Below are 26,260 nucleotides of genomic sequence, written 5' to 3' on the forward strand. Positions count from 1 at the left end.
AGACATGCCGCAGTTTACAACCGTCAGGCGGGTGCATCACCGGGCAGAGCAGATGTTCGGCCTCGTAGCGGATGTAGAGAAATATCCGGAATTTCTGCCAATGTGCGAGGCTTTGTCGGTTCGCTCCCGCAAGGAGCGTGACGGCAAGGCCCTTCTCATTGCCGACATGACGGTGGGCTACAAGCTCATACGCGAGACATTTACCAGTCAGGTATTGCTGAAGCCTGAGGATAATGTCATTGATGTTAAGTATCTCGACGGGCCGTTTCGCTATCTCGACAATCGCTGGACCTTTAAACCGGTGGGTGATGGCAGCGAATGTGATGTCGAGTTCTTCATCGATTACGAGTTCAAGAGCCGGACGCTTGGTCTTCTCATGGGAACCATGTTCGATCTAGCTTTCAAGAAGTTTTCCGAAGCTTTCGAGAAACGGGCCGATCAGATTTACGGAACGGCCTGAATGTAGCCCCCGATTTTCGGGGGCGCTGTTTATTGCGCCGTATAACCGCCATCGACCAATATGGACGCGCCGGTGACGAAGGAAGCCTCGTCGCTCGCCAGGAAGAGCACGACGCTGGCAACTTCCTCGGCTCGTCCGAGCCGGCCAATTGGATGCAAGGCTACCAGAGCCTCTTTCTTGTCGTCGGGTATATCCTTGAGCAGCGGTGTGTCGATATAGCCGGGGCAGACTGCATTTACCCGAATGTTCTGCGCTCCATAGTCAATTGCAAGCGTCTGCGTCAGGAGTTTCACGCCTCCCTTTGCTGCCGCATAAGCCGTGACACCAGATTTTCCGACATGACTATGGATGGACCCGCAATTCACGATCACACCGCCGCCTTGCGAACGCATCTGGTCGATGGCGTATTTATCGCAAAGATAGACGCCGGTAAGATTGATATCGATGGTTTTCTGCCATGCAGTTTCGTCCAGTTCATCGATCGGGCCATCTGCGGCGATGCCTGCATTGGCGAACATGATGTCGAGGCGCCCATAGGTTTCGACGGTTTTAGCAATCAGCGCCTGCACGGCTTTCGTGTCGGCCACATCGGTCTTGACGAATAATGCCCGCTCGCTGCCGCCTGCAAGCTCATTGGCCAACTGCTGGCCGTGCTCTGAATAATCGGCGATGACGACATTCGCTCCCTCGCGAATGAAAGCTCGAGCGGTTGCTTCCCCAATGCCGCTTGCCCCACCGGTAACGATTGCCACCTTTCCGTCGAAACGCATCGCCATGTTCTCCTCATATTGACCAAAGACAAAGGTAGGGCGCGGCAGATAAAAGTGTACGCCTCAAGGCTGTCGAAGGTTTTCCAGAACGAGGTCCAATGCAGCAAGAACCGTTGCGTGGCGGATGTCAGCTCTGGTTTTTTGACCGAAACGGCATTCGCGGTGGAGCGTCGTGTAGCCTTTTCGCGCCGAGGCGATGTGAACAAGGCCCACAGGCTTTTCATCGGAGCCCCCACCAGGTCCGGCAACCCCGGTAACAGCCACAGTTACACCGGCGCGGGACCGCGCAAGTGCGCCTTCAGCCATGGAAAGTGCTACTTCCTTCGAAACCGCGCCAAGGCGATTGATCAATTCCAGCGGAACGTCGATCATTTCGGCTTTTGCTTCATTAGAATAGGTGACAAAACCGCGATCCACGACGTCGGATGATCCGGCGATATCGGTCAAGGCTCCGGCTATCAGTCCCCCTGTGCAGGACTCAGCCGTGGCGATCATTACACCGGCGTTGCGGCATGCCTCCAGCACGACAATGGCTTTTTCTTCTGCGATGAGTGCGCTCATTCGGGAACCTCGCCGGGATAGATGACGGTTGCCGTTGCGATTGCTGCGATACCCTCACGACGTCCCACGAAGCCCAGCTTTTCATTGGTCGTGGCTTTGACGGAAACGCGGTCCGCTGCAATGCCCAGCATGTCGCAAAGCACTTCTGTCATTGCTGCGCGATGCGGGCCGATCTTTGGTGCTTCGCTGATAAAGGTAACATCGACATTGGCGATACGACCGCCTGCTTCACGCACGATACTGGCGGCATGTTCGACAAATATGCGGGAAGCCGCACCTTTCCATTGCGGATCGGAAGGAGGGAAATGCGTGCCGATATCGCCGGCTCCCCGTGTTGCAAGCAGGGCGTCGGTCAGCGCATGAAGTCCGACATCGGCATCTGAATGGCCGTTGAGTTTTGCTTCATGGGGGATTTTCACACCGCACAGCGTCACGTGATCGCCGGGTTCAAAAGAATGAACGTCGTAGCCATTGCCGGTGCGAATATCGGGAAACGAAACGTGGTCTTGCCGCAGGCGCTTGTCAGCCATTTCAATATCCTTTGCCCAGGTAAGCTTTGTATTGTCTGCCGATCCTTCGATGATGCGAACAGCAATGCCCTGCCATTCGGCAATGGCGGCATCATCTGTGAAATCAGAACGATTGATTGCGAAGGCCTTTTCATGCGCGTTAAGGATCGGCGCGTAGGGAAACGCTTGTGGTGTTTGCGCCGCAAAAAGACCGGCGCGGGGCACAGTCGTTTTTACGGTTCCGTCCGTAGCCGACTGCTTGAGCGTGTCGGAGACAGCCAATGCGGGCAGAACGCCTTCATCCGGCGCAAGGTTTTCAACGATACGCTTCAACAAGTCCTGACCGACGAACGGCCTCACGCCATCATGGATCATGACATGTTGGGGCGCAGAGTCTTGCAACGCACGGAGACCAAGACGAGTGGATTCCTGCCGGGTGGGGCCGCCGTTCACAACCAGAATATTGCTTCCGTTTTCCGGAAGGGCGCGTTCATAAAGGGCATGATCGTCAGGATGAATCACGACAACGATGCTATCAATCAGCGGGCAGTCGATAAAGACGCGCAAAGTACGGGCAAGCACGGCTTCGCCGCCGATGCGCCGGTACTGTTTCGGCCCCTCGACACTCTGCCCGGCTCGCTCTCCGCGGCCAGCTGCCACAATGACTGCTGCAATCTTTGAAATGGTTGTCGCCTCTGCCAATGGTTGTGTTCCCAAGCCGAATAATGCCTTGCGCGGATAAATGCCAGACGACAATTGATTTATCGTAATCCTGCGCGCGCTTTTCCTTGCGTTGAAAAGTGAGACTGATTAATGTATGTGCTAATCGCACTATGCACATCAAATAGGCATTATTGGTGAGTTTTCTCGATCAACCTTTGAACATCGCCGGTATGGCGCTTGCCAACCGCGTCTTTCTCGCGCCTATGTCGGGCGTTTCGGACCTTCCTTTCCGCAAGCGTGCTGCAGAGGCTGGCGCGGGCATGGTGGTGTCTGAAATGGTCGCCAGCGCCGAACTGTGCAACCGCCACAGGGAAAGTCTTCTGCGCCTTTCCGGAGAAGGGCTTGGAACACACGTTGTGCAACTCGCGGGACGTGAAGCCCATTGGATGGGCGAAGCGGCCAGGATCGCCGAAGGAGAAGGCGCTGATATCATCGATATTAATATGGGCTGTCCAGCCAAGAAAGTGACGGGCGGTTATTCCGGGTCTGCATTGATGCGCGATCTTGATCACGCAATGACGCTTGTGGAGGCCACCGTTAATGCGGTCAAGGTTCCGGTTACGCTCAAGATGCGTCTGGGATGGGATGAGAAAAGCATCAATGCGCCTGAACTCGCAAGGCGGGCGGAAAGCGCCGGTATCGCCATGGTGACTGTGCATGGGCGGACCCGTTGCCAGTTTTATGAAGGCAAGGCGGACTGGGATGCAATTCGCGCCGTTCGCGATGCGGTCAAGATTCCGTTGGTCGCCAACGGAGATGTGGCGTGTCGGGAGGATGCTGAGGAAATTCTGCGCCGTTCCGGGGCGGACGCCGTGATGGTGGGACGTGCTTCTTATGGCCAGCCTTGGTTGGCTGGCGCAATCGCAGGAAGTGATTTTGCCCCAAAGTCGCGAAGTGAAGTTCTCGAATATATTATAAAGCATTACGAAGATATGCTCGACCACTATGGAAGCACGACGGGTGTCCGTCATTCCCGTAAACATCTTGGCTGGTATCTTGATCGTCATGCGGGTGCGGCATGTATGCCTGCCGAGAAAGCGGAAGTTATGACTCAAACCGACCGGCAAGCCGTTATCGATGCTTTGCGCCGTATTTTCACGCGCGAAGTTCCGGAAGTCGCGCTCAAAGAGGTTGCCTGATGCGCGAAAGAACAGAAGCGAACGGCATTCCTTCCGTCGTGCTCGATGCCATTAGCCAGCCGGTCATCATGGTCAGCGCCGAGAATTATATCGCCTATGCCAATCTGGATGCGGAACAATTCTTTCGTTCCGGCTCGTCTATTCTGGCGCGCAACCGACTGGAATCCTTTCTGCCTTTCGGCAGTCCGCTTCTGGCGCTGGTCGATCAGGTTCGCACCAGCCAGATGCCAGTGAATGAATATCGCGTGGATGTTTCGTCGCCGCGTCTTGGAGCCGAACGTATCGTTGATATTTACGTGGCGCCCGTCGCAGAACTGCCGGCAGCGGTGGTCATTCTCTTCAAGGAAAAGACGATGGCCGAAAAGATCGATCGGCAGATGACGCATCGCGGCGCTGCACGGTCGGTGACCGGGCTTGCATCGATGTTGGCCCATGAGATCAAGAACCCGCTTTCTGGTATCCGTGGCGCGGCGCAATTGCTGGAGCAGGTTGTCAGTGACGAGGACCGCGCCCTTGCGCGGCTTATTACTGACGAAACGGATCGGATCGTCTCACTTGTCGACCGCATGGAAGTTTTCTCGGATGAACGTCCGATCGAGCGCTCTGCGGTCAATATTCATGCGGTTCTGGATCATGTGAAGGCAATTGCGAAGAACGGGTTCGCGCGGAAGATTCGTTTCGTGGAAGATTATGATCCGTCGCTCCCGCCGGTCTTCGCCAATCGCGACCAACTCGTGCAGGTTTTTCTCAATTTGCTGAAGAATGCCTCGGAAGCCATCGGTGACCGTGAGGGGGGCGAGATTGTTCTGTCCACGGCCTATCGTCCGGGCATCCGCCTCCAGGTGCCGGGTGCGCGGGACAGGGTGGCGCTGCCTCTCGAGTTCTGCGTGCATGATAATGGTCCGGGAGTGCCGCAGGACATGCTCCCGCATCTGTTCGATCCCTTCGTGACGACGAAGACCAACGGTTCCGGGCTCGGCCTGGCGCTGGTCGCGAAGATCATTGGTGATCATGGCGGCATCATCGAATGCGACAGCCATCCTTCGCGCACGACTTTTCGGGTTTTGATGCCCGCATGGAAAAATACGGCTGGAAATACTGGAGATAACGCATGATCGCAGGACGTCCGTCTGGAACCATATTGGTGGCGGATGACGATGCCGCCATTCGGACAGTGCTGAACCAGGCCTTGTCGCGTGCAGGTTACGATGTGCGCGTGACTTCCAATGCTGCTTCGCTCTGGCGCTGGGTGGCGGCAGGTGACGGGGATCTGGTCATTACCGACGTCAATATGCCCGACGAAAACGCCTTCGACCTTCTCCCGCGCGTCAAGAAGATGCGCCCGGACCTTCCGGTCGTGGTTATGAGTGCGCAGAACACATTCATGACGGCAATCCGGGCCTCCGAGGCGGGAGCATACGAATATCTGCCGAAGCCATTCGATCTGACGGAACTCATCAATATAGCTGGTCGAGCGCTGTCGGAGCCCAAGAACAAGCCCGCCGCAGCCCTTTCCGACGAGCAGGCAGACAACATGCCGCTGGTTGGCCGCTCGCCTGCGATGCAGGAAATCTACCGTTTGCTGGCGCGCATGATGCAGACGGATTTGACCGTCATGGTGACAGGTGAATCCGGTACGGGCAAGGAACTGGTTGCGCGCGCGCTTCACGAATACGGGCGACGTCGAAAAGGACCGTTTGTTGCGATCAATATGGCGGCAATCCCGCGCGATCTGATCGAGTCTGAACTGTTCGGTCATGAGAAGGGCGCTTTCACCGGAGCACAAAACCGCTCGAGCGGCCGCTTCGAGCAGGCAAATGGCGGCACGCTGTTTCTCGATGAGATTGGCGATATGCCAATGGAAGCGCAAACCCGTCTTCTGCGTGTGCTGCAACAGGGCGAGTATATGACAGTCGGCGGACGCACGCCGATCAAGACAGATGTGCGTATTGTTGCTGCAACCAACAAGGATTTGCGGCAGCTGATCGCGCAAGGACTGTTTCGCGAGGATCTCTATTACCGTCTGAATGTCGTACCTCTGCGCCTGCCGCCACTTCGCGAGCGAAGCGAGGACGTAGCCGATCTCGTGCGTCATTTTTTCAAGCGGGCTGCTGAAGAAGGACTGCCGGAGAAACGCATCAGCACTGCTGGTTTGGAAATGATGCGCCGATATCCCTGGCCGGGCAATGTCCGCGAGCTTGAAAATCTCGTGCGAAGGCTCGCGGCGCTTTATCCGCAAGAAGAAATTTCACCCGAAATTATCGAAACGGAGTTGCGAGCCGAGCTTACCAAACCGGATGTGGTTCCAGCAGGTGCCGGAGATATGGAAAATATCTCCATTTCACAGGCTGTCGAGCAGAACATGCAGCGCTATTTTGCGTCTTTCGGTTCCGATTTGCCACCGCCGGGCCTCTATCACAGGGTTCTGGCAGAACTGGAATATCCCCTGATCCTGGCATGCCTTACGGCTACACGGGGAAATCAGATCAAGGCGGCCGATCTTCTGGGGCTGAACCGCAATACGCTGCGCAAGAAAATTCGCGAACTCGGTGTGAATATATATCGCGGAAACAAGGGAAATTAGCGACAATCAGGTGCTGATAACCTATTAACTACGTTATTTAACGGGCGGTTAAGTCTGTTCGGCTACTGTTGGTTGTATGAGAAATCAGCAATCAACACGACACAACAGAACCCGGCGTATTCTTGAACCGGCTGTAAGGAGCGGCATTCTTGCCGCACCGTTGATATTGATGCTTGCCATCGTTGTGATTTTATCCGGAGCAGAGCCGAAACTTTCTGCCATGATCGATCAAACCTTCACCGGTTCGATCAGCCCTATCATCAAGTAATTGTCCGTTGGCCTTGAAGACGGCGCCTGAACCCCTATCCTTTACGGTAGATAAAGGAGAAGATCATGCGTCTTGCCGCTACGACCTTGTTTATTGTTTTATCCGCCGCTGCCGCTTATGCCGCACCGCCACCGGAGGGCTCCAAGCTTTCGGAGATAATCGCAAAAATCGAACAGAAGGCGGATACGGCTTTTATCGATGAAGTCGACTGGAACGATCGCGGATATTATGAGATCGAGTATGTCACCAAGGCCGGCGCCAAGGTGGAGGTCAAAGTCGATCCCAAGACCGGAGAAAATGTCCGGTAGACTTTCGCTTTTGAGTGGGGCCGGCTGGAGCGGGTAGCGGGAATCGAACCCGCGCGTTCAGCTTGGGAAGCTGACAGGCTACCATTACATCATACCCGCAAACTGTAATACATTTCAATAAATTAGCGGCAAATCCGAGGAGGTCGCTTCAGAACGATTTACAGTTGGTTTTGACAACCTATGTTCTCTTTCTGGGCTCGTCAAACTGTTTTGTCGACAGCCTTGGCTTGTCATTCCAATCGATCTCATCGCCTCACGAAACACTACAGCGCCGTGACAAATTTTTCATGACCTGTCCCATTGATATCCGAGTTCGAGGGGCCATCTGCAAATGGCGCTCTCAACCATGCAGCCAGATTGCAGGCTGTTGCAGATGACAGGAAATCCATGGGCAAGACCACAATGCGGCGGGCACTGCTTATAGTAAATCCACATGCCCGAAACGGCAGGGGATACGGTGCGGACATTCGTTCCGCGTTGGAGCAGGGCGGGCTCCAACTCGTCGAGCGAAGCCCGCAAGATGACGAGACGATTTCCGATGTGATCCTTGGGGAAAGAGATTGCGATCTCGTCATCGTTGGTGGTGGCGACGGATCGTTGAATGCTGCGGCCAGAGGATTGATGGAAACGGGACTGCCGCTCGCAATTCTTCCGCTTGGAACCGCAAACGATTTTGCCCGGACCGTCGGCATTCCTGCCGATCCGGTTGAGGCGGCGCGGCGCATTGCTTCTTATGAGGCGCGCCCCATCGATCTTGGCGAGGTGAACGGTCATCTTTACTTCAATGTCGCGAGTATAGGTTTCAGCGCCGAACTGGCACAGCAGCTGAGTTCCGCGGCGAAGAAGAAATGGGGCAAGCTCGGCTACGCGATTGTCGCGGCCCGGATTCTCATGCGTTCGGAGCTATTTACGGCCTATCTGGAACATGACGGCATGACGGAAAAAATCCGTACGTTGCAGGTCTCTGTGGGAAATGGAAAATTCTACGGCGGGGGCATGGCCGTAGAGAAGGATGCCACTGTGGATGACGGTAAACTCGATTTCTACAGCCTGGAAGTCGATCACTGGTGGAAGTTGTTGCGTCTTCTGCCAAGCCTCCGTCGTGGTACGCATTCGAAATGGGATGATGTACGGGCCTTTCCGACAACGGAGGTGGTTGTCCGCACCAAGAAACCTCGCGCCGTCAATACTGACGGGGAGTTGTCGACATGGACGCCCGCCCATTTCCGTCTGCTGCGCAAGGCAATAAAAGTCTATATGCCCGATCCAGCGGCGAGGCCTTGACGCGATTGCGCGAAAAAAGGGCCCGCCTTTTTAGACGGGCCTAATCCATGACGTTAGGTGACTGGCTCGGAGGTCATTTGAGCCGTAGGAATAACGGTTCAAAGGGCCGAACGTTCCACCGTCAAAAGAAAAAATACCAGATAAGCAGCACGAAAATGAGCGGGACGCCCATCAGCCAAAGGATCATTGCTCTGAACATTTGTTTTCTCCTTCCTGTTGAAAATCCAACGTTTCTAATGAACGATTGTTCCATCGGGCAGGATGAACGTGGTGCGGTGGAGTTGAGTAGAAGGGGGGCAACGCGACTCAAATGGGCAGAATTCCGAAAACTTTAATGATCCGTCAATGAATCGGTGACATCACTAAAATCTAAAAAGGCGCAACCAGCGTTTCCGGTTGCGTTTGTTGAGTAACGGGCGTGTGGCGTATGGATTCGAAACGAGGGCTGAAACATTCGGTCAACGGAAAGACGGCTAAGCTGCGAGACAAGCGCGGTTCAGTCGCCTTATTGTCATTCATGGCTATTGCTGTCGCCTTGGCGGGCTGCGCATCGGCACCGCAGCCGAAATCGAAGAGCAAGCGATCCAAGGAATATTTCGCCGAGTCCAAATACGGTGTGAAAGCCAGTCCCCGCGTGGCTTTTGCAAAAGGAAAGCCCTTGCCGCGTGGCGGTGGACGAGATCAGACGGGTCAGCCGTACAAGGTTAAGGGACGCTGGTACTATCCCAAGGAAGACAAGAACTATGTCAAAGTTGGCCATGCCTCTTGGTATGGCGAAGCTTTTCATGGCCGCCTGACGGCGAACGGTGAAGTTTACGACATGGCGCACCTGACCGCTGCGCATCCAACTATGCCATTGCCCAGTTATGCTCGCGTCACCAATCTTGCCAATGGCAACTCGGTCATCGTGCGCGTAAATGATCGGGGTCCATATGAATTCGACCGCGTCATCGATCTTTCCCAGAAAGCTGCCGAAATGCTCGATTACCAGCACCACGGTACAGCGAATGTGAAGGTTGAGTATGTTGGAAGAGCGCCTCTTGACGGGAACGACGACGCATTCCTGATGGCCTCTTACCGTCCCGGAGGTGGTGATGCGATCGGCCAGCCGGCAACTGGCGTCATGATGGCGATGAACGGACCGACGCCTACCTCGCCGAAGTCTCGTGTTCCGATGCCTGTGATGGATGCGGTTCCGGCCTCTGCGCCTATACCTGAAAATTCACCTTTTGCGGTCGATCCTGCCTATGGCGATCCGTCTGGTGGGGCAACTCCGTTGCTGCCGGCAAACGTTCCTGTGCCATCGCATCGTCCGGCAACCAGCTTCGGCGTGGCGAATGCTGCCGGTGTGAGCGGTCTTGCCGGTTATGCCACCGATCGGCTTGCTGTGGCTGCTTATGCTGAGGAGCGTGCGTATGGCAGCATCTTGTCCAAGGATGCGATCTCAAGCGCGTGGAAGCGTCGCCTGGCTGAAGAACATGGAGAATATGTCGAGCTTGGTACTTTCGAAACGCTGGAAGAGGCAAAACAGATTCAGTCATCGCTGCCTCGCTTGACCAGATTCACACTGACCAAGCTTCCGACCGAAACCGGCGCAACCTATGAATTGACGGCGGTGGCGACGAAGGGTGGAAACGACGCCCTGTTGCGCGAGGCCTGGAAGGCTGGTGCAGTGAATGCGTTTGTCGTTCGTCTCGATTGAGCTCACGATGCGGTGATAAGAGCTGCCATATTGATTTTGGTCAGATTCGTTGCGTAAGCTCTAAGACATTGCTCACGTAACGGGGTTCGCATGGGGCTGCTATCAAAAACACTGATATTCGTCCGTGCCGCTGCCGCTGGCATTTCGGTGGCGGTTTTGGTGCCAGCTATTTGTTGGGCAGCCCCTGTTGACGCAGCATTCGTTACGAAAGCGCCGCAGGTGTTGCTCGTAGATGACCGGAGCGGAACGGTGCTCCTCTCCAAGAACGCCAATGTACCGATTCCTCCCGCTTCTCTGGCCAAGCTGATGACGGCTGAAGTGATATTTGAAGCTCTCGAAAAGGGACTTACCACACTCGATACTGCTTATCCCGTCAGCGAGAATGCCTGGAGAACGGGCGGCGCTCCTTCAGGAACGTCTACGATGTTTGCGCGCATCAAATCGTCGCCGACGGTTGCTGATCTGTTGCAGGGAATGATCGTTCAGGCGGCGAATGATGGGGCCATCGTGCTGGCGGAAGGGCTGGCAGGCAGCGAACGCGCTTTTGCAGAGCGGATGAACGACCGGGCGCGGGAGCTTGGCTTGACCGCCTCCAGATTCGTCAACTCCACGGGGTTACCTGCTGAAGGGCAGACGGTTTCTCTCCAGGACCTGGTCAGATTGGCGCAGCATATCCGGACCGCCCATCCTGAATACTATAAATATTATGCTCAACCAGCTTTCACCTGGAACAACATCATGCAACGCAACCGCAATCCATTGCTGCGGCTTGATGTGGGAGCTGACGGTATGGGTACAGGATTTACGGAGGCATCCGGCTTTGCACTCGTCGGGGCTGCTGAGCAGAATGGCCGCAGGCTCTATCTGGCGATGAGCGGCCTTTCCAGCGTCAAGGAGCGTGAGGAGGAAGCAAAGCGGCTCCTGCAATGGGGGATGACGGCATTTGACGATGTGCTGCTGTATCCCGCAAACGAAATTGTAGGTGAAGCGCAGGTTTTCGGAGGTACGCTTGCGCATGTGCCGCTGAAGGTCAAGGACCGTGTCGAGTTGTTGCTGCCCAAGAATGCTCGCGATAGGCTTAAAGCGCGTATTGTCTATAAGGGCCCACTTGATGCCCCCGTTGCCGACGATCAGCAGGTCGGCGTTCTTCAGCTTGAGCTGAATGGAAGCATTCTCCGCGATGTACCTGTTTTTACGGCTCAATCTGTCGATGAGGGAAGCCTTTCAAAGCGCGCCTTGGGGGCGGCGATGGAGCTTTCCACAGGTTGGCTACGGAAATACCTTTAGCCTGCGTCATGCGTAATCCAGGCTCGACCTGATAACCAAAGGCCGATAATAACTTTCACAGAAGTCCATTCGGACATCGATTCAAACATTTGGAAGTTGGCTTGTCAGGATTGTTCATCACATTCGAGGGCGGCGAAGGAGCGGGCAAATCAACGCAAATTGCGTTGCTGGCCAAGCACCTGCGTGCAAACGGCTTCGATCCGGTCATCACACGAGAACCTGGCGGTTCTCCTGGTGCGGAAGCAATTCGTCACGTCATACTGAGCGGCAATGCGGAGAACTACGGTCCGGCGATGGAGGCGCTGCTGTTTGCCGCTGCAAGAGCAGACCATGTGGACCAGCTTATCCGCCCGGCATTGGACGAGGGACGTGTGGTTCTGTGCGACCGCTTCATCGATTCCAGCCGCGCTTATCAGGGCGTTACCGGCAATCTCGACAGCACCTATATGTCCGCAGTGGAACGTATTGCTATCGACGGTATCATGCCAGATATGACGATCATTCTCGATATTCCTGCGGAGAAGGGGTTGTCACGTGCCGGAAAACGGCGCGGCAGCGAAACTGCGGACCGGTTCGAGAAGGAAGATATCGCAGTGCACGAGGCACGGCGGCAGGCCTTTCTCGCAATCGCGGAAGCAGAGCCTCGGCGCTGCAAGGTAATCGACGCCGATCGCCCGCAAGACGCGATCGCGGGCGAGATCGCAAGAGAGATCGATAGTGTTCTAAAGGAAAGGGGGCTGTTGTGATCGAGGAACTCGACGTCCCTAAAGCTCACGATTCGATTGAGGGTGTGCCTGAGCCATCCGCGAGCGATTATGTTTCCGGACACCGCGAGATCAGTGATTTTCTGGCTCAAGCCTATCGTGAGGGGCGCATGCATCACGCGCTGCTCTTTGAAGGTGCGCAGGGCATCGGCAAGGCAACGCTCGCCTTTCACCTCGCAGGCCATATGCTGGCGCATGGCAACAATGGACAGGCGCCGGAACATATTGCCGCTCCGGATTTTGCAAGACCGCTCTGGCGTCAGATTGCGGGCGGCATGCATCCGGCTGTCCTGCATATCAACCGTCCGTTCGATCAGAAGACCGGAAAGTTCAAAACCGGCATCCCGGTGGAGGAAATTCGCCGTGTCACGCATTTTCTGACCAGAACGGCATCGGACCACGCCTGGCGCATCGTGATTGTCGATCCAGCCGACGATATGAACCGCAATGCCGCCAACGCTTTGTTGAAAACGCTGGAAGAGCCTCCCGCACGGGCGCTCTTTATCCTCATTTCCCACTCGTCTGGACGCTTGCTCCCAACAATCCGGTCGCGCTGCCAGAGCATTGGCTTCAAGCCGCTTGACGATAAGGCGCTTACGGACGCCTTGTCTCATGTCGGTCCCGGTGTCGGAATGGACGCCGGTAGGGTAACGGAAACGCTGCTCCAGCGATCGGAAGGCAGTGTGCGCAAGGCACTTTTGCTGGTGGCAAATGGCGGTATCGAAATCTCCGACACGGTCGACACCCTTCTTGAAGGACAGAATTTCGACCTGCCGAAAGCACAGGCGCTTGGCGGCATATTGAATGGCCGCGAGTCGGAAGTTCAGTATGAACTGTTTCGCGACCACCTGCTGGGGCGGGTTGCAGTGGAAGCTCGGCGTCGCGCTGAGGCCGGGCAACTGCATGATGCAGACCGCTGGTCGCGATTCTGGAGCGATCTGTCACGCGAAACCGTGGATGCTGAAACCTACAATCTCGACCGTCGGCAAGCTGTGGTAATCCTTCTGGAAAAAACCCATCGCGCTTTTCGTTCTGGTCTGCCTCCACTTGCGTGACATGGCCGCTGACATGCGTTATGTCACCGCTGACGAATTTTCTTCCGCGTGTGCCTTGTTTTGTTCAGAGTGCGCGCTTCCAAACATCGAAAGACCGGGTCCATAATGAGCCGCGAAAAATATTACATCACCACCGCGATTGCTTATCCCAACGGAAAGCCACACATCGGTCACGCGTATGAACTGATCGCGACCGATGCGATGGCACGTTTTCAGCGACTGAACGGCAAGGATGTTTTCTTTCTGACCGGTACGGACGAACACGGCATCAAGATGCTGCAGAGCGCGCGCAAGGAAGGCATCACGCCGCGCGAGCTTGCCGACCGCAATACGGCTGCGTTCCGGCAGATGGCAGACGTGCTGAACAGTTCCAATGATGATTATATTCGCACTTCGGAAGAGCGCCACTACAAGGCCAGCCAGGCTATCTGGAAAGCGATGGCTGATAATGGCGATATCTACAAGGGTGGATATGCCGGTTGGTATTCTGTGCGTGACGAGGCCTATTACGGTGAAGAGGAAACAGAAGTTCGCGAGGACGGCGTTCGTTACGGCCCGCAGGGGACACCTGTCGAGTGGGTTGAGGAGGAAAGCTATTTCTTCCGTCTCTCATCCTATCAGGACAGGCTGCTCGATCTTTACGAGCAAAACCCCGGCTTCATCATGCCTGCGGAACGTCGCAATGAGATCGTGAGCTTCGTCAAGTCCGGGCTGAAGGACCTGTCGATTTCCCGCACGACCTTCGATTGGGGCATTCCGGTGCCGGGTGACGAAAAGCATGTAATGTATGTCTGGGTCGACGCCCTGACAAACTACGTCACGGCCCTCGGCTATCCGGACACTACGGACGGAAAATGGGGCTATTGGCCTGCCGATGCCCACATCATCGGCAAGGACATCTCTCGCTTCCATGCTGTCTATTGGCCCGCATTCCTGATGTCGGCTGGTATTCCGTTGCCGAAGCGGGTTTTTGCACATGGCTTCCTGTTCAATCGCGGCGAGAAAATGTCGAAGTCGCTCGGCAATGTGATCGATCCGTTCGGTCTCGTTGAGCGCTATGGGCTCGATCAGTTGCGCTACTTCCTGATGCGCGAAGTACCGTTTGGTCAGGACGGCAGCTACAGCCATGACGCTATTGTCAATCGCACCAATGCCGACCTGGCGAATGATCTCGGCAATCTTGCCCAGCGCTCGCTGTCGATGATCGCCAAGAATTGCGAAGGCAAGGTCCCGGTTCCAGGTGAATTCTCGGAAGCTGATAAAGCTATTCTGGACCAGGCCGAGGCGGCGCTGGATACCGCGCGCAAGGCAATGGACGATCAGGCGCTGCATCTGGCGCTCGGTGCGATCTTCGCTGTCGTTGCCGAAGCAAACCGCTATTTTGCGGGGCAGGAGCCCTGGGCGTTGCGGAAGACCGATCCGGCGCGTATGGGAACCGTCCTTTATGTGACCGCGGAAGTGATCCGGCGTGTCGGCATCATGGTACAGCCGTTCATTCCGCAGTCCGCTGAAAAGCTTCTCGACATATTGGCAATTCCTGCCGACAAGCGTCAGTTCTCTGACGTTACGGCAAGCCAACTTGTCGGCGGTGCCGATCTGCCAGCTCCGCAGCCGGTATTCCCGCGTTACGTGGAAACAGAAGAGTAGAACTGAGTTCGATGATGCTTGTCGATAGCCATTTTCATCTCGACTTTGCCGATTTCGAGCCGGAGCGCGATGCTGTTGTGCAGCGCGCGCTCGACGCCGGGATCAAGCGCATGGTGACGATTTCCACGCGGGTCAGGAAATTCGATACGATCCGTGCCATCGCGGAAGCCTATGAGTCCGTCTATTGTTCCGTCGGTACCCATCCCAACAATGCGCATGAAGAACTGGACATTACGGCTGACGATCTCGTGCGCCTTGCGGAACATCCGAAGGTTGTAGCCATAGGCGAGGCAGGTCTCGATTATCACTACGACTACGCTCCGCCGGCAGCGCAGCGTCAAGGTTTTCTCGTTCACATCGAAGCAGCACGTCGGACCCAGTTACCGCTTGTTATACATGCGCGCAGTGCGGACGACGATATGGCTGAAATTCTTGAGCAGGAGATGGAGAAGGGTGCTTTTCAGTTCATTCTCCATTGCTTTTCTTCTGGACGAGCGCTGGCTGAGAAAGGCATTGAACTGGGCGGCTATATTTCCTTTTCCGGCATTTTGACATTCAAGAACTCGCCGGAAATCCGCGAAATAGCATCCATCGTTCCGCGTAACCGCCTGCTGGTGGAAACAGATGCGCCGTTCCTTGCCCCGTTGCCGCATCGCGGCAAGCGCAATGAGCCGTCTTTCGTTCAACATACGGCCGCCATGTTGGCCGAAACGATTGGCGTGAGCAATGACGAGGTTGCGCGTATCACGAGTGATAACGTGTTCAGGCTGTTTTCCAAGATGCCTCGGCCCTCAGAGGAAAATTGAGCGTGAATTTTCCCCGAAACTGCCTGCGCTTTACGCTTCTGGGTTGCGGCTCTTCTCCCGGCGTCCCGCGCATCAATGGCGATTGGGGCAGTTGCGATCCCGAAAACCCAAAGAACAGGCGTCGTCGTGCATCGCTTCTGGTTGAGCGGTTTGACATTGACGGCAAGAGAACAACGGTTGTGATCGATACGGGTCCGGATTTCCGCGCCCAGATGATCGATGCGGGCGCACACAGCCTCGATGCGGCTGTCTACACCCACCCGCACGCGGACCATATTCATGGAATCGACGATCTTCGCACCTACGTCGTCGAAAATCGTCGTCTGATGGATGTTTATGCCAATCGGCTGACGCGTAATCGGCTCTTCGAGGCCTTCGGCTATTGTTTTGAGACACCTGCCGGATCGAGCTATCCGCCGATCCTCAGCATGCACGATATTGCCCCCGAAACACCGTTTTCAATATCGGGCGCGGGCGGTGCAATTCGTTTTGAGCCATTCAGCCAGGTGCACGGCGATATCGAGTCGCTCGGATTTCGCATCGGTTCTGTGGTCTATTGCACCGATGTGAGCGCGTTTCCCGAACAAAGCATCAGCTATTTGGGCGGAGCCGATGTCCTTATAATCGATGCATTGCAATACCGCCCGCATCCAAGCCATTTCTCGCTCAGCGAGGCGCTCGAATGGATTGAGAAGCTGGCGCCCAAGCGCGCCGTTCTTACGCATATGCATGTCCCGCTCGATTATGAGACAGTCATGCGTGAGACACCGGACAATGTGGAGCCCGGATATGATGGACTCCGCTTCGAGGTGCCGATTTAAATTCAGGCGTGTTGGTAAAAAGCAAAAGCCCGCGATGAGATCACCGCGGGCTTTTCGCTTACAACATGTCTGATTTTAGCCAACTGCGCCTTTGGTCGGGAAAGGCATGACGTTGCTACCTTCGATGACTTTGGTAGCCTTGTCTTCAAGCTTGAGACCACCAGCGCGCAGAAGGTCGGTGAAGCGACCGCCGCGTGCGGCAAGCTCATCGAAGCTGCCGCTTTCAACCAGATGTCCCTTGTCCATGAAGAGGACCAGATCGGCCGAGCGAACCGTCGAAAGACGGTGCGCGATGATGAAGGTAGTGCGGTCATGGCTCAGATCGTCCACCGCCTGTTTCACCTTCTCCTCGGTTTCGACGTCAAGCGCACTCGTGGCTTCGTCAAGAACGAGGATGGGCGAATCCTTCAGGATAGCACGCGCAATCGCGAGACGCTGGCGTTCGCCGCCTGAAAGCTGCGAGCCACGTTCGCCGACAACGGTATCGTAGCCATCGCTCTTGGCCAGAATGAAGTCGTGGGCGGCAGCAGCGCGAGCGGCAGCGTGCACTTCTTCAGATGTGGCGTCTTCACGCCCAACGCGGATATTCTCTTCCACAGAGCGATTGAACAGTCCGGCGTCCTGAAAGACCGTCGCAATAGCATGACGCAGGGAGCGACGGCTGACGGTACGCGTATCGGTTCCATCGATGGTGATGCGACCGGCTGCCGGATCGAAGACCCGTTGCAGCAGATTGATGAGCGTGGTCTTGCCCGCGCCGGTCGGGCCGACAATAGCCACCGTCTGCCCCGGCTTGATCTCGAAAGACACGTCATAGACGCCCTGACCGGAGTTCGGAAACTCGAAGGTAACGTTGTCGAAAACGATATCGCCCTTGACCTCGGCGAGGTCCGAAACGTCCTGCGGTTCCTGACGGTCAGCAGTCGCATCTTCCATTTGGAAGAATTCTTCAAGCTTGGCGCGTGCGGTTACGGTCTGATTGATGAAAGCGCTGATCTGATCGAGACGGCCGATCATCAACTGGGCAAAACCGATAAAGGCGATCACGTCGCCGACGCGCATCTGACCCTTGGTGACGAAGTAGGCGCCCAAGACGAGGACAACCACCATCGAGAAGGTCGAGGCCATCCGATTCAGGCCGCTGGCAAGTGCCCACCAGTTGAGAACCGGAAACTGCGCCTTCTCGAGATTCTTGGCATAATTGCGCAGGGATTGCGTTTCCGACGCAATGCGGTTGTAGCTCTGCACGACCGAGACGTTGCTGATCGTATCGCTGACATGCTCGAAAAGCTTGTGGTGGTGCTTTTCGACAGCTGTCTGACCGTCCTTGGTCTTGCGCATGACCAACTGCCCGATCATCACATAGATGACGCCGAGCACGATAAGCACCAGCGACATGCGCATATCCATGTTCATGGCGACAGGAATAAGCGTTGCCAAAGCAACGATTGTCGTCAGATGCTGGCGCATGAATTCGAGCCAGAGGGTGAAAAGCGAGTCCGTTGCGCGGATCAGCGTATGGAGCGCGTTGGATGTGCCGCGCTTCTGGTGCCACGAAAGCGGCATCGTGATGAGACGCTCGTAGGAATCGATCATCACGCCCAAACGGCGGCGGTGTGCGAGACGGTCTGCGCCGCGGGCCACAAAGACGGCGGCAACAATGTTGAAGCCGCCCAGTGCAGCCCACATCGCCAAGGGCGAGAAAATGTCACCCTTGTCGGAGATAGCCTGAATGACCCGACCGAACAGAATTGGTTCGGCAAGTGTGACCAGGGCAACCAGGACGCTGGCCACGCACATGGTTATCGTTGCAGTCTTCTCGACCGCAAGATATTCCATGGCTCGCCAGTAGATTTTGAGCAATGACACTTTCGCACTCCCGCTCGTGTATTCACGGGCTAAATGGTATAGCCCGCTTGTTCTATCAATATCAGATGGCGACAAGAAGTGGCGATTGGGTGTCAAGACCGACCATAAATTAAAAACGTATGTAACCGAGCGTGAAGTTTATGCGTGGAAATCAAACTCTTTGGAGAAAGAGAACCGGTTTCCTTCAAAGCAGCCAAATTTCGGTTTTCGGGAATTCCGCCTAGCAATCCGCGAAACTCGCGTCTATTGAGATGACTAAATGACCGGCGGGCTAGTACACGCCGTATTAGGAAGAGTTGATCGGGTTTCTCCATGGCAGTCGTTGAACAGAAGATTGTGGATACAGGCGAGGCGGGCATGCGGCTCGACCGCTGGTTCAAGGTCCATTATCCAGGCCTGGGTTTCGGTCACCTGCAAAAACTTCTGCGGTCGGGCCAGATCCGTATCGATGGCTCCCGGGCTAAGGCTGATACACGTGTTCAAGCCGGGCAGACTGTTCGCATTCCGCCGCTCGGCGTCGATGAAAAAGCCACTGGACCGGTTACGGCGCGAACAATCCGCAGCCAGCAGGACGGTGATGTGCTTTCGCAGATGCTTCTGTACGAAGACCCGAAAGTGTATGTTTTCAACAAGCCGGCAGGTCTCGCTGTGCAGGGCGGGTCCGGCGTAACGCGACATATCGACGGTATGCTGGAGGCATGGCGCAACAAAAAGGGCGAAAAGCCGCGTCTTGTACACCGCATCGACCGTGACACGTCAGGCGTGCTGGTCGTGGCGCGTACCCGCAGCGCGGCACAGGCGTTAACCGCCGCTTTTCGTGAGCGCGATACCAAGAAGACCTATTGGGCTTTGGTAAAAGGTGTTCCACGCAAGCGCGAGGACAAGATTTCCACGTGGCTGGTCAAGGATCAGACGCCCGACGGTGACAAGATGCGTGTCTGCCAGCATGGCGAACCGGACTCCGATCATGCGGTCTCTTATTATCGCATCATCGAGAAGGCAGGGAACAACCTGACCTGGCTCGAGATGGAACCCTATACCGGCAGAACCCATCAGCTGCGCGTTCATGCGGCTTATATCGGTCATCCAATTATCGGTGATCCAAAATATTTTGAAGCTGACCAGAATTGGGAGTTTCCGGGCGGGATTCAGAAACGGCTGCATCTTCATGCACGCCGCATTCGCATTCCGAACCCGTCGGGCGGCATCATCGATGTGACGGCGCCTTTGCCGCCACACATGGTGCAGTCGTGGAATCTGCTCGGCTTTGACGAGGAAAGCGCGGAAGATTAAAAATGTCAGGCGAAGCGGGGGGATCGTCCGAAGGACGAGTTTCGTTCGATGGGCTGGCCATCATGCTGGTCGTGTTCATCATGTTCAGTTGGGGGCTTAATCAGGTTGCCATCAAGATCGGCAATCAAGGTTTCAACCCTATGCTCATGGCGGCCGGACGTTCTGCGCTCGGCGGCATGTGTGTCTTTCTCTGGTGTTGTTGGCGCCGTATCCCGCTTTTCAAGCGTGATGGCACGCTTGCGGCGGGAATAGCCGCCGGATTGCTGTTCGGCACCGAGTTCGTCCTGATTTTTCTGGCGATGGAGCTGACAAGCGTGGGACGTGTAACGCTCATGATGAATGTCATGCCGTTCTGGGTCGCTATCGGCAGTCATTTCCTTTTAGGTGAACGCATGTCTGTTCGCGCGTTCATCGGCATGTGTATCGCCTTTCTGGGGGTGTTTCTGGTCTTTTCCGATCATGTCAGCCGTCCGGGACCGCATGCAATATATGGCGATATGCTAGCGCTGGTGTCTGGTGTGTTGTGGGGTTTAACCACGCTGGTCATCAAGCGGACCCGGCTTGCCTATACAGCGCCGGAAAAGACACTTCTTTACCAGTTGGTGATTGCGACACTGGTGCCGTTGCCGTTCATTTCGTTGAGTGGCCCGCTGCTTCGCAGCCCAGATGTCTTGTCCATATCAGCCTTCCTGTTTCAGGCGGTATTCGTTGTGGCATTTACCTATCCGCTCTGGTTCTGGATGGTACGCCGATACCCCGTGTCGAAACTTTCAAACTTTGCCTTTCTCACGCCTGCTTTCGGCGTGTTATTGAGCGGCCTCATCCTGAACGAGCCACTGAGCTGGAAAATATTTGCGGCTCTCGCGCTGATCGGTTGCGGACTGATGATTATCAACAAGCCGGCAAAGGTATCCAACGCCCGATGAAACTTGTACTCTTCGATTGCGACGGAACGCTCGTCGACAGCGGTGACTTCATTCACAGATGCATGGCAACCAGTTTTGCCGACGCTGGTCTGGAACCCCCTGCAATCGAGGAAACGCATTCGATCATCGGCCTGTCGTTGCATCTTGCCATTGCGAAGCTGTTGAATCGGGAACCGGACGAGCAGGTCCACTGGCTGACCCAACGCTACAAGGAAAACTTTGTGATGTTGCGACAGGCGCCGGACTTTGCAGAGCCGCTCTATGATGGAATTCTGCCGCTCCTGAGCGAGCTTGGGGCGAGGGATGACCTTCTGCTCGGTATCGTAACTGGCAAGTCCCAGCGCGGCGTCCGCTCTGTTTTCGAACGTCACGGTATAGGGCACCATTTCGTGGTCACGCGTACCGCCGATGACTGTCCGTCGAAGCCGCATCCGGCCATGGTGCTTGAATCCTGTGCTGAAATGGGAATAGAACCCAATCGAACGATTGTTATCGGCGATGCTGTTTATGATATGCAGATGGCACGCTCGGCGGGCGCTATGGCCGCAGGCGTCTCTTGGGGTTATCATCATCGGCAGGGACTGATCGAAGCTGGCGCCCATCATATTCTGGAAGTGCCATCTGAACTCCATGCATTGCTGCAGACTATGGACGAACAGGTCCTCTAGTTGTTTGAGCCTTCCGCCAAATCAGCGATACAGAACTGGATAAATCTATGCGTGATATTCTGAGTGATCTTGAAGCGGGAAAGCAGCTTTCCGACGAGAACCCCATCGTGCGTGCGCAAAAGCAGATGCTGGCGCAACTGCCCAAACGTTTCTACGAGAAAGCAGAAGTAGCCGATGTTGAAGGCGGTTTTGCAGTCCATCTGGACGGTCGTCCGGTCAAGACGCCAGCGCGTAGCCTGCTGAGGTTGCCGACGAAAGCAGCTGCCGAGATCGTGGCGGACGAATTTGCTGCTCAAGAAAAGGTCATCGATCCCGGAAAAATGCCAGCAACGCGTTTGGTCAATACGGCAATCGACGGAATTGCGCAGGACCCGCAGGCGGTTTTCGAGGATATTCTACGTTTTGCGGGTACGGATATGATTTGCTATCGCGCCGACAGTCCGCAGGAACTCGTTTCTCGGCAGACGCAGCAATGGGACCCGCTGATCGATTGGATGCAAGGGCTTGGCGCACGGTTTTCGCTCGCCGAAGGTGTAATGCATATTGAGCAGCCGCGTGAAGCCATAGCAGCCTTTGGTGTGCATCTGTCTGCTTTCAAGGATCCAATCGCACTGGCGGCTCTGCATACGATGACGACACTGACGGGGTCAGCGATTATTGCACTGGCTATAGCAAAAGACGAAGTGACAGCAGAACAAGGCTGGCAGCTGGCCCATATCGATGAGGATTGGACCATCGAACATTGGGGAGCCGATGCGGAAGCAGTGGAGCGCCGCAGGAACCGTGAAATCGAAATGATGATGGCTGCCCGCGTGCTCGCAGCCCTTTAAATAACATATCTATTTCATTGGTCGAACAAAGAAACCCCGGCGTCGCCGGGGTTTCTTTTTTGGGGGGTAGGTAGAAGGCAAAGAACGCGCGGACTACCTGATCCGGCGTCCGCGCATTTTTTTAAACCGAGTAATACATGTCGTACTCGACCGGGTGCGGCGTCGTTTCATAACGCATCACTTCGGCCATCTTGAGTTCGATGAAGCTGTCAATCTGATCGTCGTCGAACACACCGCCGGCCTTGAGGAATTCACGATCCTTGTCGAGCGACTGCAGGGCTTCGCGCAGGGAACCACAGACGGTTGGAATTTTCTTCAGTTCCTTGGCGGGCAGATCGTAAAGATCCTTGTCCATGGCCTGTCCCGGATGAATCTTGTTCTTGATGCCGTCAAGACCAGCCATCAGCAGGGCAGCAAAGCACAGATAAGGGTTGGCAGCCGGGTCAGGGAAGCGGACTTCCAGACGCTTGGACTTCGGCGAGTTGCCAAACGGAATACGGCAGGAGGCCGAACGGTTGCGAGCCGAATAGGCAAGCAGAACCGGAGCTTCATAACCTGGAACCAGGCGCTTGTAGGAGTTGGTTGACGGATTGGTGAATGCGTTCACGGCCTTTGCGTGCTTGATGACGCCGCCAATGAAATAGAGGCAGTTTTCCGACAGGCCAGCATATTCATTGCCAGCGAAGGTCGGCTTGCCTTCTTTCCAGATCGAGAAGTGGACATGCATGCCCGAGCCGTTGTCACCGAAGATAGGCTTCGGCATGAAGGTCGCCGTCTTGCCATAAGCATTGGCAACCTGATGCACGACATACTTGTAGATCTGCATCTTGTCTGCATTGCGCACGAGCGTGTCGAATTTGACGCCGAGTTCGTGCTGGGCAGAAGCCACTTCATGGTGATGCTTTTCGACAGTCACACCCATTTCGGTGAGAACGGTCAGCATTTCCGAGCGCATGTCCTGCGCGCTGTCGATTGGCGGAACCGGGAAATAGCCGCCCTTAACACGCGGACGATGGCCAAGGTTGCCTGTTTCATAATCGGTGTCGTCATTCGACGGAAGTTCAGTCGAATCGAGCTTGAAACCGGTATTGTAGGGGTCGGCCTTGTATTTCACGTCGTCAAAGACGAAGAATTCAGCTTCCGGACCGACATAGACCGTATCGCCGATACCGAGCGACTTCATGTAGGCTTCGGCCTTCTTCGCGGTCGTGCGGGGATCGCGGCCATAGGCCTCGCCCGAAACGGGGTCGAGAATGTCGCAAAGGATGACGAGTGTAGACTGAGCGAAGAACGGATCGATATGGGCGGTCGTCGGGTCCGGCATCAAAACCATGTCGGATTCGTTGATTGCCTTCCAGCCGGCGATGGAAGAGCCGTCGAACATCACGCCGTCGACAAACATGTCTTCGTCGACGAGACCGATATCCATCGTAACGTGCTGCAGCTTACCCTTCGGATCGGTGAAGCGAAGGTCGACAAACTTGATGTCGTTGTCTTTGATTTGTTTCAGAATATCGTTGGCAGTCGTCATATTAATTCCCTGTTTGCACGACGATGGATTGTACGCAGGTATTGTCAGATGGCATCCACGCCGGATTCACCGGTACGGATACGGATAACTTCTTCGATGTTGGAGACGAAAATCTTGCCATCGCCGATGCGTCCCGTCTGGGCAGCCTTGCGGATGGCTTCAATAGCGCTGTCCACGGTTTCGTCTGCGACGATGACTTCAACTTTCACCTTGGGAAGAAAGTCGACGACGTATTCGGCGCCGCGGTAAAGCTCGGTATGACCCTTCTGTCGCCCGAAGCCCTTGGCTTCGATGACAGTGATCCCCTGCAAGCCGACTTCCTGAAGGGCTTCCTTCACTTCATCCAGCTTGAAGGGCTTTATGATGGCTTCGATCTTTTTCATCAGAGAATGGTCTCCGCTCTTCTTCGGAAATGAGCATTGTGCCCGCTTCACCCATAGAGAAGCATGAACTGTGCCAGTTTGAATGGGGTGTGAAAATTTTCTTCCACTTCCTTCATCTGGAGGGAGATTGGCACTAATCGTGTTGCTAGTGCAAGCGCCACTCTGGCGCCGCGCAAGAAAAGCGGTTCTTTCAACTGGATCTTCTGGCTAAAAAATAGTCATTTCGCCTCAAAAGAAGGCAAGCTTGCATAAAGCCCGCTGCCGCGTATTTAATCACTCCAATCACCTATGTTCAAAAGGTACGCGATGTACGAGTTGCTGACCCCGAAGGAAATGGCAGAAGCGGATCGCCAGACGATAAAGGCTGGTATCAAGGATGGCTTTTCGCTGATGTTGGCGGCAGGACGTGCCGTCGCGGAGGTTGCCCAAGGGATGTTCGCCCGCAATTCGCCAGTCGCGGTTCTATGCGGCCCCGGCAATAATGGTGGTGACGGCTATGTCGCGGCCCAACTTCTGCTGGAAGCCGGTCTGGAGGTCATATGTTTTGCATCGGCTCCTCCGCAAAAAGGTTCGGATGCCATGCGCGCATCGCTTTTTTACAAGGGGCCTGTCTCGAATCTGGGTGAGTTTTCAGCCGTCAGTTTTGGGGGCGTGATCGATGCTTTATTCGGTGCCGGGCTCGCCCGCGATATTAATGGATCCGAAGCCGTTGCGATTGATGCGCTGAACAGTTTGGACGTGCCTGTGGTGGCTGTTGATTTGCCTAGCGGCGTATCGGGTGAGACCGGAGAAGTTCTGGGAACAGCGATCCGGGCGCGCGCCACAGTTACTTTCTTTCGAAAGAAGCCCGGCCATCTGCTGCAGCCGGGAAGGGCGCATTGCGGGGTGCTTCACGTCGCGGATATCGGCATTCCCGATCATATACTTGCAGCCATCGAGCCCCACACTTTTGAAAATGCTCCCGAGCTTTGGGAAGGTGCCCTTCCTGTGCTGGGCGTTGAAACTTATAAATATAGTCGCGGCCACGCAGCCGTGTTTTCGGGTGGCCCTCATTCGACTGGCGCTGCGCGTCTTTCGGCTCTCGCCGCAGCACGCATTGGGGCAGGGGCGGTTACGCTTTTATCTCCGCCCGATGCGATGGCGATTAATGCTGCCAATCTGACCAGCATCATGGTTCGCGAAACCCGCAGCTTGAAGGATGTTCGGCAGTTTTTCGCCGAGCGCAAGGTTGCAGCGGCGGTCCTCGGTCCGGGCTACGGGAATCCAGCATTTGCGCGTGAGCACGCACTATTTCTCGCCGATGGCGGACTAGAGGGATACCACGGAGTGGTCCTCGATGCTGACGGAATCACGGCCTTTGAGCAGAATCCAAACGAGCTTTTCGATCGTCGGCAGGATGCCCCGTCGTCACTTGTGCTGACGCCGCATGAAGGCGAGTTTCGACGGCTTTTTCCCGATATTGCAAGGGCTGCGGTCTCGAAAATTGAAAAGGCGCGTGAGGCCGCAAAGCGTGCCAACGCTATCATTGTATATAAAGGGCCTGATAGCGTGATTGCGGAACCCGGCGGGGTGGCCGTGGTCAACGCCAATGGAACTCCTTTGCTTGCAACGGCAGGATCAGGCGATGTTCTGACCGGAATTGTTTGCGGCCTGCTTGCGCAGGGCATGCCCGCATTCGCGGGAGCCTGTGCTGCTGTGTGGATACATGCCGACGCAGCCCGCCGTTTCGGTCATGGGCTTATCGCCGAAGATTTGCCCGCTCAACTGCCAGCCGTCCTGTCGGCGCTGGCCCGAGCCTCCCGAAATTAGCGGCGGGACGAGCGACTGTTTCCGGTGCCGACATCGACGCTAATGCTGCCCGAAATCGACACGTCGGTATTGCCGACACGAAAATTTCTCCAGTCGCCGCTTTGTGCCTGATCCGGTTCAGGAGCGGGTGGTGGAGCGGCCACGATTGGTTTTTGCGGTTGCACGCCGGGCAAACCCGGTGATCCATCATCCGCAGACGCCGTTGATAATGCGGCTAAGAAAATCGCGCCCGATACTAGAATCCGCAGCGTAGACATTTTCTG

General features: G+C 55.6%; 25 protein-coding genes and 1 tRNA gene. 18 read left to right on the top strand and 8 right to left on the bottom strand.

The window, feature by feature from the left end; all coding sequences use genetic code 11:
* Positions 1–4: 4 nt before the first annotated feature.
* Positions 5–460, top strand: coding sequence for a type II toxin-antitoxin system RatA family toxin (locus tag JNC63_RS03670; RefSeq protein ID WP_063882231.1), 456 nt, complete (start codon positions 5–7; stop codon positions 458–460).
* Between the two features lie 29 nt (positions 461–489).
* On the opposite strand, the gene JNC63_RS03675 is transcribed toward JNC63_RS03670, so the two are convergent.
* The 3 genes from JNC63_RS03675 to JNC63_RS03685 form a co-directional block, all read right to left on the bottom strand.
* Positions 490–1,230 (bottom strand): SDR family NAD(P)-dependent oxidoreductase, encoded by a 741-nt coding sequence (locus tag JNC63_RS03675; RefSeq protein WP_063882403.1) that lies wholly within the window; start codon positions 1,228–1,230, stop codon positions 490–492.
* A 63-nt stretch (positions 1,231–1,293) separates the two neighbouring features.
* Positions 1,294–1,791 carry a CinA family protein gene (locus tag JNC63_RS03680; protein ID WP_063882233.1) on the bottom strand — a complete coding sequence of 166 codons (498 nt, stop codon included), beginning with the start codon at positions 1,789–1,791 and terminating at the stop codon, positions 1,294–1,296.
* Positions 1,788–3,017, bottom strand: coding sequence for a bifunctional 2-C-methyl-D-erythritol 4-phosphate cytidylyltransferase/2-C-methyl-D-erythritol 2,4-cyclodiphosphate synthase (locus tag JNC63_RS03685; protein WP_063882405.1), 1,230 nt, complete (start codon positions 3,015–3,017; stop codon positions 1,788–1,790). Before JNC63_RS03685 ends, JNC63_RS03680 begins: the two co-directional genes overlap by 4 nt.
* A gap of 140 nt (positions 3,018–3,157) precedes the next feature.
* Here JNC63_RS03685 and dusB point away from each other — a divergent pair, with 140 nt between their 5' ends.
* From dusB to JNC63_RS03705, 4 genes are all read left to right on the top strand, one after another.
* A complete protein-coding gene (gene dusB / locus JNC63_RS03690) occupies positions 3,158–4,162 on the top strand; it encodes a tRNA dihydrouridine synthase DusB (RefSeq protein WP_171053456.1) in 1,005 nt (334 codons plus the stop codon).
* Entirely contained in the window at positions 4,162–5,277 is a 1,116-nt protein-coding gene (locus JNC63_RS03695) for a two-component system sensor histidine kinase NtrB (protein WP_063882237.1), read from the top strand. Before dusB ends, JNC63_RS03695 begins: the two co-directional genes overlap by 1 nt.
* Positions 5,274–6,746, top strand: a complete 1,473-nt coding sequence (gene ntrC / locus JNC63_RS03700; protein ID WP_021585207.1) for a nitrogen regulation protein NR(I) — start codon at positions 5,274–5,276, stop codon at positions 6,744–6,746. The genes JNC63_RS03695 and ntrC overlap by 4 nt, the downstream gene beginning before the upstream one ends.
* A gap of 333 nt (positions 6,747–7,079) precedes the next feature.
* Positions 7,080–7,322 carry a PepSY domain-containing protein gene (locus JNC63_RS03705; RefSeq protein ID WP_063882239.1) on the top strand — a complete coding sequence of 81 codons (243 nt, stop codon included), beginning with the start codon at positions 7,080–7,082 and terminating at the stop codon, positions 7,320–7,322.
* Positions 7,323–7,347: 25 nt separating this feature from the next.
* Here JNC63_RS03705 and JNC63_RS03710 read toward each other — a convergent pair.
* Positions 7,348–7,421 (bottom strand) — tRNA-Gly (locus JNC63_RS03710).
* A gap of 288 nt (positions 7,422–7,709) precedes the next feature.
* On the opposite strand from JNC63_RS03710, the gene JNC63_RS03715 reads away from it, so the two are divergent.
* The 8 genes from JNC63_RS03715 (at position 7,710) to JNC63_RS03750 (ending at position 16,688) form a co-directional block, all read left to right on the top strand.
* Positions 7,710–8,606 carry a lipid kinase gene (locus JNC63_RS03715; RefSeq protein WP_063882241.1) on the top strand — a complete coding sequence of 299 codons (897 nt, stop codon included), beginning with the start codon at positions 7,710–7,712 and terminating at the stop codon, positions 8,604–8,606.
* 427 nt (positions 8,607–9,033) lie between these two features.
* The gene (locus JNC63_RS03720) at positions 9,034–10,308 is read left to right on the top strand and encodes a septal ring lytic transglycosylase RlpA family protein (RefSeq protein WP_063882243.1); all 1,275 of its coding nucleotides are present in this window, start codon (positions 9,034–9,036) and stop codon (positions 10,306–10,308) included.
* A gap of 90 nt (positions 10,309–10,398) precedes the next feature.
* Positions 10,399–11,595, top strand: coding sequence for a D-alanyl-D-alanine carboxypeptidase family protein (locus tag JNC63_RS03725; protein ID WP_063882245.1), 1,197 nt, complete (start codon positions 10,399–10,401; stop codon positions 11,593–11,595).
* Between the two features lie 101 nt (positions 11,596–11,696).
* The gene (tmk, locus tag JNC63_RS03730; RefSeq protein ID WP_063882246.1) at positions 11,697–12,341 is read left to right on the top strand and encodes a dTMP kinase; all 645 of its coding nucleotides are present in this window, start codon (positions 11,697–11,699) and stop codon (positions 12,339–12,341) included.
* Positions 12,338–13,414 carry a DNA polymerase III subunit delta' gene (locus JNC63_RS03735; RefSeq protein ID WP_063882248.1) on the top strand — a complete coding sequence of 359 codons (1,077 nt, stop codon included), beginning with the start codon at positions 12,338–12,340 and terminating at the stop codon, positions 13,412–13,414. Before tmk ends, JNC63_RS03735 begins: the two co-directional genes overlap by 4 nt.
* Positions 13,415–13,519: 105 nt before the next feature.
* Positions 13,520–15,061: a methionine--tRNA ligase gene (metG, locus tag JNC63_RS03740; protein ID WP_063882251.1), complete on the top strand. Its 1,542-nt coding sequence runs from the start codon at positions 13,520–13,522 to the stop codon at positions 15,059–15,061.
* Positions 15,062–15,075: 14 nt separating this feature from the next.
* Entirely contained in the window at positions 15,076–15,867 is a 792-nt protein-coding gene (locus tag JNC63_RS03745; RefSeq protein WP_063882407.1) for a TatD family hydrolase, read from the top strand.
* A gap of 2 nt (positions 15,868–15,869) precedes the next feature.
* Entirely contained in the window at positions 15,870–16,688 is an 819-nt protein-coding gene (locus tag JNC63_RS03750) for an MBL fold metallo-hydrolase (RefSeq protein WP_100651948.1), read from the top strand.
* Between the two features lie 75 nt (positions 16,689–16,763).
* Here the strand turns inward: JNC63_RS03750 and JNC63_RS03755 are convergent, their stop codons facing one another.
* Complete coding sequence (locus tag JNC63_RS03755; RefSeq protein ID WP_063882255.1) at positions 16,764–18,557, bottom strand: glucan ABC transporter ATP-binding protein/ permease; 1,794 nt, start codon at positions 18,555–18,557, stop codon at positions 16,764–16,766.
* A gap of 312 nt (positions 18,558–18,869) precedes the next feature.
* Here JNC63_RS03755 and JNC63_RS03760 point away from each other — a divergent pair, with 312 nt between their 5' ends.
* From JNC63_RS03760 to JNC63_RS03775, 4 genes are read left to right on the top strand one after another with little or no spacing between them, the layout of a single operon-like run.
* Positions 18,870–19,850: an RluA family pseudouridine synthase gene (locus JNC63_RS03760; protein WP_063882257.1), complete on the top strand. Its 981-nt coding sequence runs from the start codon at positions 18,870–18,872 to the stop codon at positions 19,848–19,850.
* Positions 19,851–19,852: 2 nt separating this feature from the next.
* The gene (locus JNC63_RS03765; RefSeq protein ID WP_063882259.1) at positions 19,853–20,776 is read left to right on the top strand and encodes a DMT family transporter; all 924 of its coding nucleotides are present in this window, start codon (positions 19,853–19,855) and stop codon (positions 20,774–20,776) included.
* The gene (locus tag JNC63_RS03770) at positions 20,773–21,444 is read left to right on the top strand and encodes an HAD-IA family hydrolase (RefSeq protein ID WP_063882261.1); all 672 of its coding nucleotides are present in this window, start codon (positions 20,773–20,775) and stop codon (positions 21,442–21,444) included. Before JNC63_RS03765 ends, JNC63_RS03770 begins: the two co-directional genes overlap by 4 nt.
* A 47-nt stretch (positions 21,445–21,491) precedes the next feature.
* Entirely contained in the window at positions 21,492–22,274 is a 783-nt protein-coding gene (locus tag JNC63_RS03775; RefSeq protein ID WP_063882263.1) for an ATP12 family chaperone protein, read from the top strand.
* 121 nt (positions 22,275–22,395) lie between these two features.
* On the opposite strand, the gene glnA is transcribed toward JNC63_RS03775, so the two are convergent.
* Positions 22,396–23,805 carry a type I glutamate--ammonia ligase gene (gene glnA, locus JNC63_RS03780; RefSeq protein WP_006466891.1) on the bottom strand — a complete coding sequence of 470 codons (1,410 nt, stop codon included), beginning with the start codon at positions 23,803–23,805 and terminating at the stop codon, positions 22,396–22,398.
* 44 nt (positions 23,806–23,849) lie between these two features.
* Positions 23,850–24,188: a P-II family nitrogen regulator gene (locus JNC63_RS03785; RefSeq protein WP_002964122.1), complete on the bottom strand. Its 339-nt coding sequence runs from the start codon at positions 24,186–24,188 to the stop codon at positions 23,850–23,852.
* A gap of 306 nt (positions 24,189–24,494) precedes the next feature.
* Here JNC63_RS03785 and JNC63_RS03790 point away from each other — a divergent pair, with 306 nt between their 5' ends.
* Positions 24,495–25,997, top strand: a complete 1,503-nt coding sequence (locus JNC63_RS03790; protein ID WP_063882265.1) for an NAD(P)H-hydrate dehydratase — start codon at positions 24,495–24,497, stop codon at positions 25,995–25,997.
* Here the strand turns inward: JNC63_RS03790 and JNC63_RS03795 are convergent.
* A complete protein-coding gene (locus JNC63_RS03795; protein WP_100651947.1) occupies positions 25,994–26,254 on the bottom strand; it encodes a hypothetical protein in 261 nt (86 codons plus the stop codon). The two genes, JNC63_RS03790 and JNC63_RS03795, sit on opposite strands and share 4 nt — an antisense overlap.
* Between the last annotated feature and the right edge of the window lie 6 nt (positions 26,255–26,260).

Origin of the sequence: Brucella ciceri (genome assembly GCF_041930145.1) — a bacterium.
Taxonomy (GTDB): domain Bacteria; phylum Pseudomonadota; class Alphaproteobacteria; order Rhizobiales; family Rhizobiaceae; genus Brucella; species Brucella intermedia.

Excerpts from the sequence above, each read along its gene's own strand:
- JNC63_RS03670 (WP_063882231.1), top strand. The coding sequence starts at position 5 with ATGCCGCAGTTTACAACCGTCAGGCGGGTGCATCACCGGGCAGAGCAG.
- JNC63_RS03675 (WP_063882403.1), bottom strand. The coding sequence starts at position 1,230 with ATGCGTTTCGACGGAAAGGTGGCAATCGTTACCGGTGGGGCAAGCGGC.
- JNC63_RS03680 (WP_063882233.1), bottom strand. The coding sequence starts at position 1,791 with ATGAGCGCACTCATCGCAGAAGAAAAAGCCATTGTCGTGCTGGAGGCA.
- JNC63_RS03695 (WP_063882237.1), top strand. The coding sequence starts at position 4,162 with ATGCGCGAAAGAACAGAAGCGAACGGCATTCCTTCCGTCGTGCTCGAT.
- ntrC (WP_021585207.1), top strand. The coding sequence starts at position 5,274 with ATGATCGCAGGACGTCCGTCTGGAACCATATTGGTGGCGGATGACGAT.
- JNC63_RS03705 (WP_063882239.1), top strand. The coding sequence starts at position 7,080 with ATGCGTCTTGCCGCTACGACCTTGTTTATTGTTTTATCCGCCGCTGCC.
- JNC63_RS03715 (WP_063882241.1), top strand. The coding sequence starts at position 7,710 with ATGGGCAAGACCACAATGCGGCGGGCACTGCTTATAGTAAATCCACAT.
- JNC63_RS03720 (WP_063882243.1), top strand. The coding sequence starts at position 9,034 with ATGGATTCGAAACGAGGGCTGAAACATTCGGTCAACGGAAAGACGGCT.
- JNC63_RS03725 (WP_063882245.1), top strand. The coding sequence starts at position 10,399 with ATGGGGCTGCTATCAAAAACACTGATATTCGTCCGTGCCGCTGCCGCT.
- metG (WP_063882251.1), top strand. The coding sequence starts at position 13,520 with ATGAGCCGCGAAAAATATTACATCACCACCGCGATTGCTTATCCCAAC.
- JNC63_RS03745 (WP_063882407.1), top strand. The coding sequence starts at position 15,076 with ATGCTTGTCGATAGCCATTTTCATCTCGACTTTGCCGATTTCGAGCCG.
- JNC63_RS03760 (WP_063882257.1), top strand. The coding sequence starts at position 18,870 with ATGGCAGTCGTTGAACAGAAGATTGTGGATACAGGCGAGGCGGGCATG.
- JNC63_RS03765 (WP_063882259.1), top strand. The coding sequence starts at position 19,853 with ATGTCAGGCGAAGCGGGGGGATCGTCCGAAGGACGAGTTTCGTTCGAT.
- JNC63_RS03770 (WP_063882261.1), top strand. The coding sequence starts at position 20,773 with ATGAAACTTGTACTCTTCGATTGCGACGGAACGCTCGTCGACAGCGGT.
- JNC63_RS03775 (WP_063882263.1), top strand. The coding sequence starts at position 21,492 with ATGCGTGATATTCTGAGTGATCTTGAAGCGGGAAAGCAGCTTTCCGAC.
- glnA (WP_006466891.1), bottom strand. The coding sequence starts at position 23,805 with ATGACGACTGCCAACGATATTCTGAAACAAATCAAAGACAACGACATC.
- JNC63_RS03785 (WP_002964122.1), bottom strand. The coding sequence starts at position 24,188 with ATGAAAAAGATCGAAGCCATCATAAAGCCCTTCAAGCTGGATGAAGTG.
- JNC63_RS03790 (WP_063882265.1), top strand. The coding sequence starts at position 24,495 with ATGTACGAGTTGCTGACCCCGAAGGAAATGGCAGAAGCGGATCGCCAG.
- JNC63_RS03795 (WP_100651947.1), bottom strand. The coding sequence starts at position 26,254 with ATGTCTACGCTGCGGATTCTAGTATCGGGCGCGATTTTCTTAGCCGCA.